Annotated in this window: 17 protein-coding genes; 1 reads left to right on the top strand and 16 read right to left on the bottom strand. The window is 50.5% G+C overall.

Going from position 1 to position 15,232, the window contains the following annotated elements; translation table 11 throughout:
• Positions 1 to 23 precede the first annotated feature (23 nt).
• The 4 genes from WMO29_RS14245 to WMO29_RS14230 all read right to left on the bottom strand — a co-directional run bounded on the left by WMO29_RS14245 (position 24) and on the right by WMO29_RS14230 (position 3,756).
• Positions 24 to 728, bottom strand: coding sequence for an N-acetylmannosamine-6-phosphate 2-epimerase (locus WMO29_RS14245; protein ID WP_349165235.1), 705 nt, complete (start codon positions 726 to 728; stop codon positions 24 to 26).
• Positions 728 to 2,308, bottom strand: a complete 1,581-nt coding sequence (locus tag WMO29_RS14240; protein WP_349165234.1) for a PTS system mannose/fructose/sorbose family transporter subunit IID — start codon at positions 2,306 to 2,308, stop codon at positions 728 to 730. Before WMO29_RS14240 ends, WMO29_RS14245 begins: the two co-directional genes overlap by 1 nt.
• A 25-nt stretch (positions 2,309 to 2,333) precedes the next feature.
• Complete coding sequence (locus WMO29_RS14235) at positions 2,334 to 2,798, bottom strand: PTS sugar transporter subunit IIB (RefSeq protein ID WP_349165233.1); 465 nt, start codon at positions 2,796 to 2,798, stop codon at positions 2,334 to 2,336.
• 115 nt (positions 2,799 to 2,913) lie between these two features.
• Positions 2,914 to 3,756, bottom strand: coding sequence for a MurR/RpiR family transcriptional regulator (locus tag WMO29_RS14230; protein ID WP_349165232.1), 843 nt, complete (start codon positions 3,754 to 3,756; stop codon positions 2,914 to 2,916).
• A 146-nt stretch (positions 3,757 to 3,902) separates the two neighbouring features.
• On the opposite strand from WMO29_RS14230, the gene murQ reads away from it, so the two are divergent.
• The gene (murQ, locus tag WMO29_RS14225) at positions 3,903 to 4,796 is read left to right on the top strand and encodes an N-acetylmuramic acid 6-phosphate etherase (RefSeq protein ID WP_349165231.1); all 894 of its coding nucleotides are present in this window, start codon (positions 3,903 to 3,905) and stop codon (positions 4,794 to 4,796) included.
• Positions 4,797 to 4,930: 134 nt separating this feature from the next.
• Here the strand turns inward: murQ and WMO29_RS14220 are convergent, their stop codons facing one another.
• The 12 genes from WMO29_RS14220 to WMO29_RS14165 all read right to left on the bottom strand — a co-directional run bounded on the left by WMO29_RS14220 (position 4,931) and on the right by WMO29_RS14165 (position 15,179).
• A complete protein-coding gene (locus WMO29_RS14220) occupies positions 4,931 to 6,454 on the bottom strand; it encodes an RNA/DNA-binding domain-containing protein (protein WP_349165230.1) in 1,524 nt (507 codons plus the stop codon).
• A 153-nt stretch (positions 6,455 to 6,607) separates the two neighbouring features.
• The gene (atpC, locus tag WMO29_RS14215; RefSeq protein WP_349165229.1) at positions 6,608 to 7,009 is read right to left on the bottom strand and encodes an ATP synthase F1 subunit epsilon; all 402 of its coding nucleotides are present in this window, start codon (positions 7,007 to 7,009) and stop codon (positions 6,608 to 6,610) included.
• A gap of 12 nt (positions 7,010 to 7,021) precedes the next feature.
• Positions 7,022 to 8,416 carry a F0F1 ATP synthase subunit beta gene (gene atpD / locus WMO29_RS14210; protein WP_349165228.1) on the bottom strand — a complete coding sequence of 465 codons (1,395 nt, stop codon included), beginning with the start codon at positions 8,414 to 8,416 and terminating at the stop codon, positions 7,022 to 7,024.
• Between the two features lie 62 nt (positions 8,417 to 8,478).
• Positions 8,479 to 9,336 (bottom strand): ATP synthase F1 subunit gamma, encoded by an 858-nt coding sequence (gene atpG / locus WMO29_RS14205; RefSeq protein WP_349165227.1) that lies wholly within the window; start codon positions 9,334 to 9,336, stop codon positions 8,479 to 8,481.
• A gap of 19 nt (positions 9,337 to 9,355) precedes the next feature.
• Positions 9,356 to 10,885: a F0F1 ATP synthase subunit alpha gene (atpA, locus tag WMO29_RS14200; RefSeq protein ID WP_178039420.1), complete on the bottom strand. Its 1,530-nt coding sequence runs from the start codon at positions 10,883 to 10,885 to the stop codon at positions 9,356 to 9,358.
• Positions 10,886 to 10,921: 36 nt separating this feature from the next.
• On the bottom strand, positions 10,922 to 11,461 hold the full coding sequence (atpH, locus tag WMO29_RS14195) for an ATP synthase F1 subunit delta (RefSeq protein WP_349165226.1): 540 nt from the start codon (positions 11,459 to 11,461) through the stop codon (positions 10,922 to 10,924).
• On the bottom strand, positions 11,458 to 11,961 hold the full coding sequence (atpF, locus tag WMO29_RS14190; RefSeq protein WP_178039418.1) for a F0F1 ATP synthase subunit B: 504 nt from the start codon (positions 11,959 to 11,961) through the stop codon (positions 11,458 to 11,460). The genes atpH and atpF overlap by 4 nt, the downstream gene beginning before the upstream one ends.
• Positions 11,962 to 12,006: 45 nt before the next feature.
• Positions 12,007 to 12,285 (bottom strand): ATP synthase F0 subunit C, encoded by a 279-nt coding sequence (gene atpE / locus WMO29_RS14185; protein WP_178039417.1) that lies wholly within the window; start codon positions 12,283 to 12,285, stop codon positions 12,007 to 12,009.
• Positions 12,286 to 12,335: 50 nt separating this feature from the next.
• Complete coding sequence (locus tag WMO29_RS14180; RefSeq protein WP_178039416.1) at positions 12,336 to 13,094, bottom strand: F0F1 ATP synthase subunit A; 759 nt, start codon at positions 13,092 to 13,094, stop codon at positions 12,336 to 12,338.
• 41 nt (positions 13,095 to 13,135) lie between these two features.
• Entirely contained in the window at positions 13,136 to 13,552 is a 417-nt protein-coding gene (locus tag WMO29_RS14175; protein WP_349165225.1) for a hypothetical protein, read from the bottom strand.
• Between the two features lie 14 nt (positions 13,553 to 13,566).
• Positions 13,567 to 13,839, bottom strand: a complete 273-nt coding sequence (locus WMO29_RS14170; RefSeq protein WP_349165224.1) for an AtpZ/AtpI family protein — start codon at positions 13,837 to 13,839, stop codon at positions 13,567 to 13,569.
• A 104-nt stretch (positions 13,840 to 13,943) separates the two neighbouring features.
• Positions 13,944 to 15,179, bottom strand: a complete 1,236-nt coding sequence (locus WMO29_RS14165; RefSeq protein ID WP_349165223.1) for an O-antigen ligase family protein — start codon at positions 15,177 to 15,179, stop codon at positions 13,944 to 13,946.
• Between the last annotated feature and the right edge of the window lie 53 nt (positions 15,180 to 15,232).

The following is a 15,232-nucleotide window of genomic DNA, read 5'->3' as shown; positions in this document are numbered from 1 at the left end:
GCGGCAGGGTTTCGACACCGGGCTCAGTCTTCCACCTCGCGGATAGCCTCCACATAGCGCTCCGTAATGATTTCCGGCCTGGTAATGGAGGTTCCCACCACGACTGCATGCGCTCCTGCTTTCAGGGCTTCCACCGCCTCCTGTTCACAGCGGATCTTACCCTCCGCAATAATGGGAATATCCGTAATTGCGTGAATCTGGCGAATCAGATCCAGATTCACGGCTTTCACCTCCTGGCTTTCCCGGGTATACCCCGACAGAGTGGTGGAAATCAGATCAAACCCCATGGGAATGATACGTTCTGCCTCTTCCAGTGTTGAAATTTCTCCCATAACCAACGCATCCGGATAATGCTCGCGAATCTGCCTCAGAATTTCTTCCGGTGTTTCGCCGCCCGGCCGTCTCCGGGGCGTAGCGTCCAGCGCGATAATTTCCGCTCCCGTTTCCAGAATATCCGCCGCGCTCTGATAAGTTGGCGTTATGTAAACTTCATATTCATCGCTGAACTGTTTGTTGATACCGATAATCGGCAAATGTACTTTTTCCCTGATACGGGTGATATTATCTACACCCGTGGCACGGATTCCTGCTGCTCCCCCCTGCTCGGCGGCCGCCGCGAAGGCGGCCATAATATCGGCGCCATACATGGGCCAGCCGACCCGTGCCTGACAGGATACAATCAGCTTTCCTTTGATTTTCTCTAAAACATCTTTTCCTCTTTGATTCATCAGAAGAGACCTACCGCCTTTCCGGCAATGCCAAGTACAAAGCTTGCGATAATACAGATATACATTCCCTTTTTATTCTTTACCATAATCCGATAATATCCAAGCACCAGCAGAAGCGGGAGCAGGCTCGGCATCAGGGAATTGATAATATCCTGAAGGATAATCTCTTTCTCACCGATATTCCATACGCAGGCAATATTCAGCTTTACAAAACCCACAATCATGGCTCCGACCACCATCATACCTACGATCGTCGCGCCCTCCACAAACTTGTCGATGATTTCGCTGCTCTTCATCTTTACCACAAGGTTGGTTCCCCATGCATAGCCGTATTTGATAAACAGCCATCTGGAGCATACGTTTAAGAGCACATTGGGCACGATAAAGATAACCGGCCCCATGGGATTGCCATCCAGAGCCAGCGCCGCGCCGATAGCCGCGAAGATGGTCATAAAGGTGGCCTTGAACACCGAATCTCCGATACTGGAAAGCGGTCCCATCAGGGCTGCCTTCGCGGAAGAAATCGCCTCTGCGGAAATGGGTCTTCCCGACGCGCGCTGTTCCTCCAGTGCCAGTGTCACGCCCAGAACCGCATTTCCGGTATAGGGATGGCAGTTGAAGAACTCATTATGTCTCTGCAGTGCCTCTTTAAAATCATCCTGATTCGGATAAAATACCTTCAATGCCGGAATCATGGCATAGCAAAAACCAAGAGAGCAGTAACGCTCATAGTTAATCGTAGTCATGGAGAAGAAGGAACGCCAGAATACTTTTTTCAGCACCTTTTTGTCCAACTGACCCTCTGTGGCTCCGGATTCTTCCTCATCCTCATCGTCAAAACCGTCATCCGCATCCTTTTTCCGCATGGCATTCATAGCGCAGACCATAGCCAGGGCAATGATGGAAATCGCCAGTACATTCAGTCCCAGATAAATAGAAAATACAAAGCCCAGCGCGAAGAACGACCAGTATTTTTTGAAATTCATCATCTTCAACAGCATTGCCATTCCCACTGCTGGAAGAATGCCGGAGGCAATCTTCAGTCCGTCAGTCAGAACCGGCGGCATGGCCGCTACCACATTATTGACAAAATCGCTTCCGAACTGAATCGCAAGGAATGTGGGAATAAAAAATACGAAGAAAAATACCACCAGACCGGAAAGCTGCATTTTTTCAACCTTCCTGTAATCTCCGGCCTGTACGTATTTATCCGCACCGTGAATCAGAATAATATTCAGGTTCCATGCCAGCATAATCAAAAGCTGGGCCAGCAGTCCAATCGGCAACGCCAGCGCAATTCCCACTTCCGCGTTTCCACCATTCAAAATAGCAAATACGGTGGAAAGAATACCCGCGATCTGCGCATTGGGCGGTACGCTTCCACCCACCGGAATTACACCCATATACATCAGCTCTACGCTTCCACCCACCAGAAGACCCGTCTGCACATCCCCCAGCAAAAGTCCGATGAGCGGTCCCGCAAAAATCGGACGGGAAATCATCCAGTAGCCATATCCATAATTCTCAAGTATCAGAAACGCAATAAATATACTTAAAATCAATACCTGTATCGTACTCATATCTACACCTTCTCCTTCCAGTCTCTCACATCAGCTTCATCAGGTCTTCTTCCGTATCCGTAGGGGTAGTACGATTTTCAAGCGCCACGCCATAGCTGTTCAGTTTTCTGAAAATCTCCTCCATCTCCGGATCCACATAGACAGTTTTTGACAACTGTCGTCTTCCCTCCTTAAAATACAGTCCTCCTACATTGATTTTTTCCAGCTTTACCCCCTTTTCATAAATATGAAGAAGCGTTCCCGGATGCTTTACAACCACAAAAATTTTCTTTTTCGCGTACTTATTCAGCATCTCCACCGCTTTATCCTCATCGCAGACAAAGCATTTTACCCCCGCCGGACATGCCATCTGCAAAAGGCTGATCTGAAATTTATCTTTCGAAATTTCATTATCAATTACCATGATTGCGTCGCTTTTATATACCACAGACCAGGCATAGCCCACCTGACCGTGTATCAGGCGTTCATCGATTCTTGCAATGGTAATCATTTTTTCTGCCCCCTTTCTGATTTCAACATAGCAAATCCGAAATTATGTGTCAACATTCTGTGTTTATGTTGAAACTTTATTTCAGTTTAAGAAAGAAATTTACGCTGTCATCGGTTTATTTGACCTGATCAATTCTTGTTTTCTGAATTTTTTGTATAATTTCGTCATAATCCAGAGAACAATAGATGGCATACAGCAAATCGATCACATAAAGCTGAGCCGTTCTGGAGGCCATGGCCCCGCTTCGAAATACTGTTTCCTTGGCCGTCACAAAGAGATTATGATCCGCAATCCGGTTCAGGGAATTCTCTCCGGAAGAGGTCACCGCCACCACCGGCGTCCCGTTTTTCTGCAAAATTCCCGCTATCTGAAGCATTTCCTTTGTTTCTCCCGAATAGGAAATGATGATTCCCAGATGGGAGGCGTCCGAATTAACCGCCTGCACATACTGCCGGTCATAATGCTGGTGTACGATGACATTTTTGCCGATTCTCATAAATTTGAACTGTCCGTCCACAGCTACCAGACTGGAAGCGCCAATCCCGTAGAAATCTATGATATTGGCGTCTTTCATAAGTCTGGCCACCCGAAGCAGCTCTTCTTCGTTGACCAGTACCCGCGTTTCTTCTATCGTTTTAATGGAGATGTTTGTGATTTTATCAATGATAGCCCCCGGGGAATCGTCCTTTTCAATGGTGGTCGTATCCAGCAGATTCAGCTTGATATTCTGGAAATATTTTGTTTCCTCGGCAAGCAGTACTTTCAACCTGGAAAAGCCTTTGATGTCCAGCTTTTTGCACAGACGCACTATCGTAGCCGGTGAAGTGAAGGATTCTCTGGCCAGATCATACACCGTATATTCCAACACCCGTTTCGGATACCGCAGGATATATTCCCGCACCTGATTTTCCGCCTCCGAAAGATTTCTCTGATCCCGCAATTTAATTAAAACACTCATAATTTTACTCCTTTCTCCTGCTTTTCTTTCCTGTAGTATGGCATATCCTTTTCAAAATGTGAAACAAAATTTTATTCTTTTTGAAAATAATTGTATTTTTGTTTCACATTTCCTATAATTTTCTTATCAGAAGGGAGGTACTTTCCATGAATTTAAAGAACCTGGAAACAGAACAGAGAAATCCAAGAACTATGCATATAGATTCCATGAGCACCCTGGATATGGTGCGTACCGTCAATCAGGAGGATGCCGCCGTAACTCAGGCCGTGGAAACGGCGCTGCCGGATATCGCGCGACTCATTGACGGAATCTGCGAGCGGCTCCAGAACGGCGGTTCCCTGTACTACATCGGCGCAGGCACCTCCGGCCGGCTGGGAGTACTGGACGCTTCGGAATGTCCGCCCACCTACGGAGTCTCGCCCCTGTTGGTTCAGGGCATTATCGCCGGCGGAGATTCCGCGCTCCGCGATTCCAGTGAAAGCGCCGAGGACAGTCCCAAAAACGGAAAGCAGGATCTACTTTCGCACGGCTTTACCTCCCGCGACGCACTGGTGGGACTGGCTGCCAGCGGACGCACGCCCTATGTCATCGGAGCGTTGGACTATGCCAGCTCCATCGGCGCACTGACAGGCTCCGTCGCCTGTGTTTCCCATGCCGCTATTTCCTCCCATGCGGAGATCCCCATAGAGGCGGTCACCGGCCCAGAAGTAATCACCGGATCCACACGGATGAAGGCCGGAACCGCCCAGAAGCTGATCCTCAATATGATCTCCACCTGCACCATGATCAAGCTGGGAAAGGTCTACCAGAATCTGATGGTTGATGTGCGTCCCAGTAATGAAAAGCTGGTGGAACGCTCCCTTGGCATTCTGCAGGAATGTACCGGCTGCGACCGCGAAAAAGCCGCAGAGCTTCTGCGCGCTTCGGATTATCACGTAAAAACAGCCATTCTCATGGCCCTCGCCGCTCTCAACGCGGAACAGGCACGAGAAAAGCTGACCCAGGCAGACGGGCGGCTGGCCACGGCCCTGAAAAGCTGAAGGATTTTACCTGCCTATCACCCTTTCCAATAAATTTAAGAAGACGGCACCTCTTAACTGCCGTCTTCTTAAATGTCAATTTTCTTAGAGACCCTTAGAGACCCTTAGAGACCCTTAGAGACCCTTAGAGACCCTTAGGATTTTATCCGATATCTGGTCATAGGTCCAGAACCAATTCGTTCGATTCTGTTCTTTTCCCGTAACTTCTCCATCAATTTCCTGGCTGCGGATTTTGTTTTATAACCACACAGCTCTGTGGCCTGTCCCATACTGATTTCACCATGCCGCTGAAGATAAGACAATATCTGTTCTTCTTTTGACATTGCATTATATTTTATCGCATCTTCTTTTATCCGCGAAGTCACTTCCGCGCTTTCCAGTTCATATCCTTTTCCCCGCAGATCTGCAGCTCCCGGTATGTACACCACTTGCCCGACTTCCAGCTTTACAATCACCCGATCCGGACTGTATTCTGTAATAAATTCCGGCTTCTTCCAGTTCTGTTCCCGCCAGGCTGTCATAATCTTATCGATACCACTTCCGGCCCGTTCGCCCACATTTACTCGACTGAACATCTTTAATACAAGCGGATTTCTCGGATCACTATTTCCTCCCGCAAAGAAGTCCTCCCGCGAAACGCGAAGCGTTCCCGGATTTGCGATTGTAATTTTCTTTCGATTTTTTACGATTACAATGCCTCTCCTGCCCTGATAATCCGCATGCGCCAGCGCATTGACCACAGCCTCTGCCAATGCTTCGTGTACATCTACTTCATCTACACGCGCCCCATTTCTCCGATTTACAAAAGGTACTGCCACATCATCATCAATCCGGTTAATTACTTTATAATAAAAATCATATAGATTACCGCTCCAGTCACCATCATCAGAAGTCGTTCGATACAGCCAGCGTACCTTCTCATTCTCTGTCTCTTCACGATAGTCAAGAAAATAATTTGAGAAAACATCCTGTATGTATTCCGCTTCTCCAAACATCAGCAGCCCCGCAACCGTCGGGGAAAGATTCCCTTCCTTATTTTTTCCCACAGCTTTCAGTTTCATCAGGAACTCATCTGTCTGCAGCTTATTCCAGGGATGATTTTCATGCAGACCTTTGAAACGAATCCGATACCCCTTTATCGTATCCACATTCAGGGCATCCAATGTCATTTTCTCCAAAATTTCTGAATCAACAGAAACTTCTCTCTGATCCGCAAACATGGCCCGGATTTCTTCCTCCGCGCACAGATAGTCACCCTCGTAATTTCTCCGATAGGTTCCCTTCATCGGATCCGGGCCGATATAAACCGGCTTATCATGCCGATCTGCTTCCGGTACTTCTATCTGTAAAAGTTTCTTGCCTTCGACCTCCACAACCGCCACATGATGATTCAGCAAAATATTTTTTGAAACCTTGTTTCTGTCATTTACTACACTCCAGAAATCCTTCTGGTACTTCACCAGTTGACGCTCCGTCAATCCATTTACCTCAAAGGAATCCCTGTGTTCCCGCACGCCAAGCAGAATAACACCGCCCTCTGTGTTGGCAAATGAAGAGTAGGTCTCCCAGATGCTGACTGGCAGCCCGTTCTCTGCCAACTTACATTCCCTCTTATAATTTTCTTCCAGATGAAGTGTCTCTAAAAAACGTTGTTTCATATTGTCCCCCGCATGCCATACTTCTTTTCTCCAGTATAGCCCACTTCTTATTTTCTCCGCAACTGCTTTTCCAACACAAAAACCGGATCCCCGTGTACCTGTTGCATACAGGCCACCGAAAATCCGGTTTTCTCTTTCGTAATCTATATTCGATTATCCTTTTACATCCAGACGGAGCAACGCACGCTTCAGACGCGCTTCTGCCATGCGATAGTCGCGCTCATCCATGTTCTTGTCCTCCAGCAGCTTCTCGGCGCGCGCTTTGGCTTTCGCCGCACGCTCCTCGTCGATATCCTCTTTCCACTCCCAGGTGGTGGCCATGACGCGGCAGGTGCCGTTCATCATGGACAGCATGCCGCCGATGCAGGCTGCTTCCCGGACCGTTCCGTCCGGCAGCGCCACATGGGCGTGTCCCATACCGAGGGCAGTGCAGAAATTACTGTGTCCAGCCAGGATCGCCAGGTCACCTGTGATGGTTCTGCATACGATCCGCCCTGCCTCTCCTTCGAACAGCAGTCCGTCCGGCGTTCCGATTCGTAACGGAAAAGTCTTCATAGACATCCCCCTTTACTGATTCTTCGCTCTCTCAAATACCTCGTCGATGGTTCCTGCCATCAGGAAGCAGCTCTCCGGTATCTGATCGCACTCGCCGTCCAGAATCATACGGAATCCGCGCAGAGTCTCCTTCAGCGGAACATAGCTTCCCGGCATACCGGTAAACTGCTCTGCCACAGAGAAGCTCTGGGACAGGAAACGCTGAACCTTACGGGCACGGTTCACTGTCTGCTTATCCTCCTCGGACAACTCGTCCATACCCATGATGGCGATGATATCCTGCAGCTCCTTATAACGCTGCAGCACCTGCTGTACCGCACGGGCTACCTCGTAGTGCTCGTGGCCTACGATCTCCGGAGAAAGGATCCGGCTGGTGGAATCCAGCGGGTCTACGGCCGGATAGATACCCTGGGCACTGATCTCACGGGAAAGTACCGTGGTAGCGTCCAGATGGGTAAAGGTAGTAGCCGGAGCCGGGTCAGTCAGGTCGTCCGCCGGCACGTATACAGCCTGTACGGAAGTGATGGATCCCTTTCTGGTGGATGTGATACGCTCCTGCAGAGCACCCATCTCGGTAGCCAGGGTAGGCTGATAACCTACTGCGGACGGCATACGTCCAAGCAGTGCGGATACCTCCGAACCTGCCTGTGTGAAACGGAAAATATTATCAATGAACAGAAGCACGTCCTGATTTTTCACATCGCGGAAGTACTCTGCCATGGTCAGTCCGGAAAGTCCGACACGCATACGGGCTCCGGGGGGCTCGTTCATCTGACCATAGACCAGGGCGGTCTTGTCAATAACGCCGCTTTCCTTCATTTCGTTATAAAGGTCGTTACCCTCACGGGTACGCTCCCCTACGCCGGTGAATACGGAAATACCGCCGTGTGCTGTCGCTACGTTGTGGATCAGCTCCATGATCAGGACGGTCTTACCTACTCCCGCACCGCCGAACAGACCGATTTTACCACCCTTTGCATAGGGGCAAATCAGGTCTACGACCTTGATACCGGTCTCCAGAATCTCGGTCGCCGGTACCTGCTCCTCGTAAGCCGGAGCCTGACGGTGGATGGACCAGTGCTCCTTCGCCTCCGGAGCCGGCTGATTGTCTACCGGGTCGCCCAGAAGGTTGAATACACGGCCGAGGCACTCCTCGCCTACCGGAACCTCGATGGGCTTTCCGGTATCCAGGGCCTTTGCTCCTCTGACGAGACCGTCAGTGGAGTTCATGGCGATACAGCGGACCGTATTGTCGCCGATCTGCTGTGCCACCTCAACGGTCAGCTTCGTACCGTTGTTATCGATTTCAATGGCGTTCAGCAGCGCAGGCAGCTCGTCGTGAGCAAACCGGATGTCCAGTACGGGGCCGGTGATCTGCACTACCTCACCAATGTGTTTTTCACTCATTCCTGAATCTCCTTATATATGATGATTCCTTGTCCGAGCTGCAGGCTTTCACCCGCATCTCATCAGATGCCTTCCGCACCTCCAACAATCTCTGTGATTTCCTGCGTTATGCTGGCCTGACGGGCTCTGTTATAAAACAGGTTCAGGTTCTCGATCATCTCTTCCGCGTTGCCGGTCGCCGCCTCCATGGCCATTCTCCGGGCCGCCAGCTCACTGGCCTGAGCCTCGCAGACGCCGCCGTAAATAAGGCCTGCCAGGTACTCCGGCACGATGGCGTCAAAGACCTCCTCCGCGCTGGGTTCATAGAGAATCAGGTTCCGTACCGGCTCCTTCTTCTCTTCCGTTCTGGCCAGCTCTGACAGCGGCAGCATGGAAATGACATCCGGCTGCTGTGACAGCATGGACACAAACCTCGTGTAACAGAGTTCAATATGACCGAATCCCCTCTCTTTGAATTCCTTGCAGAGCATATTGGCCATCTCGAAGCAGTTGGCTACTGAGACGTCCTCGATCTCCGCATACTTCTCAGTGATGCAGGGAATTCCCTTTCTCCGGAAATGCTCTACCGCCTTCTTGCCGATGGGCAGCACTACACAATCCCTGTCTTCCATGGCCGCTTCCACGGTCTTGAACATGTTGGAATTGTAGCCACCTGCCAGTCCGCGGTCACCCGCCATGACAACATAGCAGTATTTTTCAGAAGCTGCTTTCTTCACATACACGGATGTAAAATCCGTATTGCCATCTGCGATATCCTGCAGGGTCTCATGAAGCTCCCGGAAATAAGGACGGCAGATTTCTGCTCGTTCCTTTGCTTTACGCAGTTTGGAGGATGCTACAAGTTCCATCGCCTTGGTGATCTGCATGGTGCTCTGCACGCTTCGGATACGCAGCTTCACCGCTTTCATATTTGCAGCCATATGCTTCCTCCTCTATCACTTATTTTTCAGGCTTTGTATTCAGGAACTGCTCCGTGTAAGCATCCAGGGCTGCTTTCAGTTTTTCCTCGGTGTCAGCCTCCAGCTTGCCTGTGGAGCGGATTTCCTGCATAGCCACAGTGCCTATGGCGTCGGTATCGAGATAGGTGTAGAGACCTGCCTCATATGCCTTCACATCCTCTGTGGCAATCCGTGTCAGGATTCCTCTGGTAACCGCATAGAGAATCGCCACCTGCTTCTCAACTGCAACCGGCGCGTTCTGATTCTGCTTCAGAACCTCCACGATACGCGCTCCCTGCTCCAGACGTGCCTTGGTATCGGCGTCCAGATCGGAACCGAACTGAGCGAAGCTCTGCAACTCACGGTACTGGGAATACAGAAGCTTCAGGGTACCGGCTACCTTCTTCATCGCCTTGATCTGGGCGTTACCACCTACTCGGGATACAGAAATACCCGGGTTTACCGCCGGCATAACACCGGAGTGGAACAGCTCGGTCTCCAGGAAGATCTGTCCGTCTGTAATGGAGATCACGTTAGTCGGAATGTAGGCAGATACATCGCCTGCCTGGGTCTCAATGATAGGCAGAGCCGTCATGGAACCGCCGCCGTGCTCATCGTCCAGCTTCGCCGCACGCTCCAGAAGTCTGGAATGCAGATAGAATACATCACCCGGATAAGCCTCACGGCCGGGCGGACGACGGATCAGCAGGGAGAGTGCACGGTACGCAACCGCGTGCTTGGTCAGATCGTCATAGATGATCAGCACGTGCTTTCCCTGATTCATAAAGTACTCGCCCATGGCACAGCCGGAATAGGGCGCGATATACTGCAGCGGGCTTGCCTCGGATGCAGTAGCGGCTACAACCATGGTGTAATCCATGGCGCCGTTCTTTGTCAAAGTCTCTACCAGATTAGCTACGGTGGAACGCTTCTGACCGATGGCTACATAGATACAGATCACGTCCTGTCCCTTCTGGTTAATAATGGTATCTACCGCAATGGCAGTCTTACCGGTCTGACGGTCGCCGATGATCAGCTCACGCTGTCCGCGTCCAATCGGAACCATGGAATCGATGGCCTTGATACCGGTCTGAAGCGGCTCAGATACGCTCTTTCTCTCGCAGATACCGGGAGCCGGGCTCTCAATCGGGCGGAAGGTGTCCGTCACAATGGGGCCTGCACCGTCGATCGGCTGTCCCAGGGCGTTTACGACACGTCCAATCATCGCTTCTCCGACCGGAACGGATACGACCTTGCCGGTACGCTTTACAGTCTGTCCCTCGCTGATGTTCTCATCGGAACCAAACAATACGATGGACACGCTGTTCTCTTCCAGGTTCTGGGCCATACCAAAGCTGCCGTCCTCAAACTCCAGCAGCTCGCCTGCCATACAGTTAATCAGGCCGCTGGCTCTGGCAATACCGTCACCAACCATCAAAACCGTACCGGTTTCATTCTGCTGGATAGCATTGTCATAGTATTTGATCTGGCTGCGGATGACCTTGGAGATTTCTTCTGGTTTTAATTGCATGTTTCCATTCCCATCCTTTAAACAGTATTTTATAAGTTACACGATTACTTCGTTCAGTTTTCTGGAAATTCCTGACATTCTGGCCTGAACCGTTCCGTCAATCTGCTTTCCTTCCAGTTCCACACGCAGACCTGCTACCACAGAAGCATCCAGCTTCTGTACCAGCTCTACGGTTTTTCCGCTGATTTTTTCCAGCTTCGCCTTCAGGGCCGTAAGCTGCGCGTCGCTTAAAGCAACCGCGCTGGTCACCACTGCCTCGGCGATTCCATGATCCGCGTGATAGCGCCGTGTGAATTCTTCGCAGCAGCCTGCAAATTCTCCGAGGAGATTCCGCTCACACAGCAGCTTCATAAAATTCACCAAATAACGCTCTGCCTGTCCGCCAAAGGCTTCCTCGATGAGCTTTGTCCGTTCTGTCTTCGGGACGGAGGGCTCACAGAGCAGCTTTACATAGTCGGGATTCTCCCGGAACAGATTCCGAATTTCCTTCATCTGCTCTCCGATGGCGTCCGTGAGATTTTCTTCGGCAGCGAGGTCATAGAGACTGCCGCCATACAATCTGGCGTACTGTGTCATGATGCCTCACCTACATTCGCGATAAATTCGTCAATGAGTTTCGCGTGATCCTCTTCACTAATCTCCCGCTCGATTACCTTACCGGCAATCTCCACGGCCATGCCGCCAATTTCATCCTTGATTTCATTGACCGCTTTTCTCTTCTCCTGGGCGATGTCGCTCTCTGCCTTTGACTTCAGGGCAGCCGCCTGGGCTGTAGCCTCCTTCAGCATCTCTTCACTCTGAAGCGCCGCCGTCTTCTGGGCGGTGATAAGGATCTCATTTGCCTTCTCCTTCGCTTCCTTCATGTTCTGCTCATACTCGGTCTTGATGGCGTCCGCGTCCGCCTTAGCCTGCTCGGCCTCGCGAATCTGCGCGTCTGCCAGCGCTCTTCTCTTCTCGAGCATCTCACCTACCGGTTTGAACAGGAAACGCTTGATCAGATACATCTGAATAAACAGATTACAGATCTGCGCGACAAACGTCCATGGCACAAGACCAACTAATTCCTGTACATCCATGTCCTGACCTCCTGTTTTTCTTATACTCCGTGATTCTGTTACGGATTATGCCAGGAAGTTCATGAACATACCCGGCGCTACGAAGATCAGCAGCAGACCGGTTACAAAACCGTAGATACCGGTGGTCTCTGCGATAGCACAACCAAGAAGCATGGTAGAGGTAACATCGCCCTTGCACTCCGGCTGACGTCCGATAGCTTCGCAGGCCTTGGATACGGCATTACCTTCTCCGATACCAGGTCCGATACCGGCGATCAGCGCCAGTCCTGCTCCAATTGCACATCCTGCTAATGCGATACCTTTTGCAAGTAACTGAAATTCCATATTCATTTCCTCCTAAAATGGTTTTTTCATTTTTTAATAACCTTTTGAGCTTACTCCTCTGCCGCGTTGGCGATATACATCACCGTCAGCATACAGAATATAAATGCCTGCATCACGCCGGAGAACCAGTCGAAGTAGACCGACGTAATCGCCGGAAGACCTACCGACAGGATCGGGATCTGCGACAGCACACCTCCGAGCACGCCCGGAAGCAGTCCCAGCAGCTTGCTGCTGGCCAGAGCCAGGGCTCCGTAAATCAGTGCGTTGATAACCACGCCTGAAAGAATGTTACCGAAATGACGGCAGGCCAAACTGATGGGCGTAGCCAGCTCGGACAGCACGTTGAACGGCGTCATGACGGCAATCGGAGTGGTAAATCCCTTCAGATATCCGCCGATTCCGCTGGTCTTGATCTTCTGAGCTGTGATCATGATAAATACCACGATGGCCCAGGCAGCTTCCGTCGAAAGATCCGCCGTCGGACTCCGAAGACCGATTAAGCTGATAAGGTTGGAAACCACGCTTGTGGCAAACAGAGCCGCCACAAAGGGAATCAGCTTCCGGAACTTCTCGCCCGCATTGCCGATGACGAACTTGTTCGCCATCTCCACCAGCATCTCAGCCACGGCCTGACGCTTGGAGATCTTTTCCACCTTCAGGTCGTGAGTCAGCCAGATACAAAGCCCCGTAATCAGCGCCATGACAATCCAGCTCACCACCAGGGTTTCACTAATCTGAAGATCGCCCAGTATGGGAATATTCGTCGGTATCGTGAAAAAGACCCGAGCACCTGAAATATCCACTTCCATGCATCTTCACCTCCTATCTTCACAAATTCCAATAGTTCCAACTATTTCTTCAAAATCCCCATGATCTTGATTCCCGTTCCCGGGAACAGCAGCGGAAGAATCCCCGCCACATAGTGAAAACAGGGAGCGACAATCGCTATGATCACCCAGAGCATCTGAAACAGCATTCTCTGGGAATAGCTTCCCTTTACCAGAGTCTTCACCGCGTCCTGGTCGCCCGCCTTCGCGGCCGCCTTCTGCACCATGAGACCCATCCACAGAAAATTCAGAACAGCGACTGCCCCGCCGCCGAGCCCGCCGAGAATCACCGTATAGTTAAACGGCACCTTCTCCGGCATCGTAAAATGAAGTACCAGAAATAGCAGCCACATAAGTACCACGCCTGTGGCTGTATAAATCGCCACATGCTTCGTCTCCTCTTTGATCGCGGGCTGCATATTGTCCAAAAGCTTGCTCATAGATTCCACCTTTTCTACTCGTGCCGGTTAAAGGAAATGTGCTTTTTTGTCTCTTCCTTTTTCTGCTTCCCGGTCACGGATATATAAAGTTTCCAGGCTACCATTCCGGAGCCTCCCATACCAAAGAAAAATCCCGGAATATAGATCCAGCCGCCAAGTCCCACTTTCGCGCACAGCAGCCAGCAGATGCCCAGACACATCAGAAGCGGCGTCACCAGCGTGAAGCTGAACTGGGTCAGCATGGTCAGATTTTTTACGATATCCATCCACCATTTCATTTCCTTCATGTCCGTATACTCTCCCGCTTCGTTCCATTGTTTTCTTTGTATACACACCATTGATATTACTATTTCCGGGGACGCAAGTCAATTTATTTATGCTTTTTTTACATTTAGGAAATGGCTTTTTTCCTATTATAAATAGGCTTTCTGTACATGCTGATAAGCCACACGATCAGGAACAGCAGAGCCATCTCCGTGCTCATCAGAGCATAGTCCATGTCCAGCAAAACCAGCAACGCAATCCAGGTACCTGTCACCAGGAAGCTGCGGCCTTTCACCAGGGTATAGATGACGATACCCAGGAATAGCAGGGTGAAAATAGTGCCGACGGGGATGGAGAAGCGGAGCATCTGATTAAAAAAAACATTATGGGCGTTATTGACAAACCACCAGCCTTCTCCATTTACATCAATGGCGGATTCGCCAAAACGCATGCCCCAGCCTTCCGGATGTCTGAGAATCACACTCTCCCACACACCCTTCCAGATAGGAATTCTCCCTCCCAGATTCCAGATATTCCGTTCCGCCAGCACATCGCCGGCCACCTTCCAGCCCGCGTAACCGAACACAGCCAATACCGCCAGATACCATGCCTTAAAACGAAAATGCTTCCACTCAATCTGATCCGCCGCATAGCCAGCGAAAATCAGGAATACCCCTGCGATACCGGTCCAGGAATGGGTCAGATACAGGCAATATAACAGCACGGCCTCTCCTGCCACAAAGGTAAGCTGCGAGCGGAACTTCTTCCGATAAGCCACCAGCAGCGCGATAAAAGCCACCAGCATCACCGCGTACTCACTTTTATGGCTGTAGAGCCAGTAATGACGGGTCTCGTAAAAATTCTCCGGCAGTTCAAAAAGCACAAACTGATTATTGCAAATCAGCAGCTTGGTATAGCCCATCACGTAGTAGATAATGCTGCCTATATTGGAAAGTATGATACAATACATCAGGAAACGGATCGTTCCGTCCCGTTTCTCTTCTGAGCCTTCCCCCAGGCCCGCTATCACTGCCAGCAATAGAAATGCCACCGTATTATTAACCTGCTCCCAGTACCAGTGCAGATATTTATGATTAAAATACAGCGACAGCAGATTATAAATCAGCAGTCCCGCAAAATACACAATCGCCGCTATGGATATACGCGGAAGCCTGTCCCTGTTATTCCAGACCCGCACTGCCATATACAATACCACCAGAAAATAGGCCCAGGAGAACCCTGCGTAATACGCGCTCTGATACACATCTGTGTAGGGACTGTAAAAAGCCGGGAACAGCAGCATCAGTGCCACGGCGCCTCTCAGGAGCCAGGAATCTATCTCATGTTCTTTTATCCAGTTCATCGGTAGTCTCCTTCCTTTATTTTATCTATTATATCCCAGATACTTATTATTTG

The organism is Laedolimicola intestinihominis (assembly GCF_040096155.1).
GTDB lineage: Bacteria > Bacillota > Clostridia > Lachnospirales > Lachnospiraceae > Laedolimicola > Laedolimicola intestinihominis.
The sequence above is the reverse complement of the archived record's forward strand: the minus strand, read 5'-3'. Positions and strand labels throughout refer to the sequence as shown.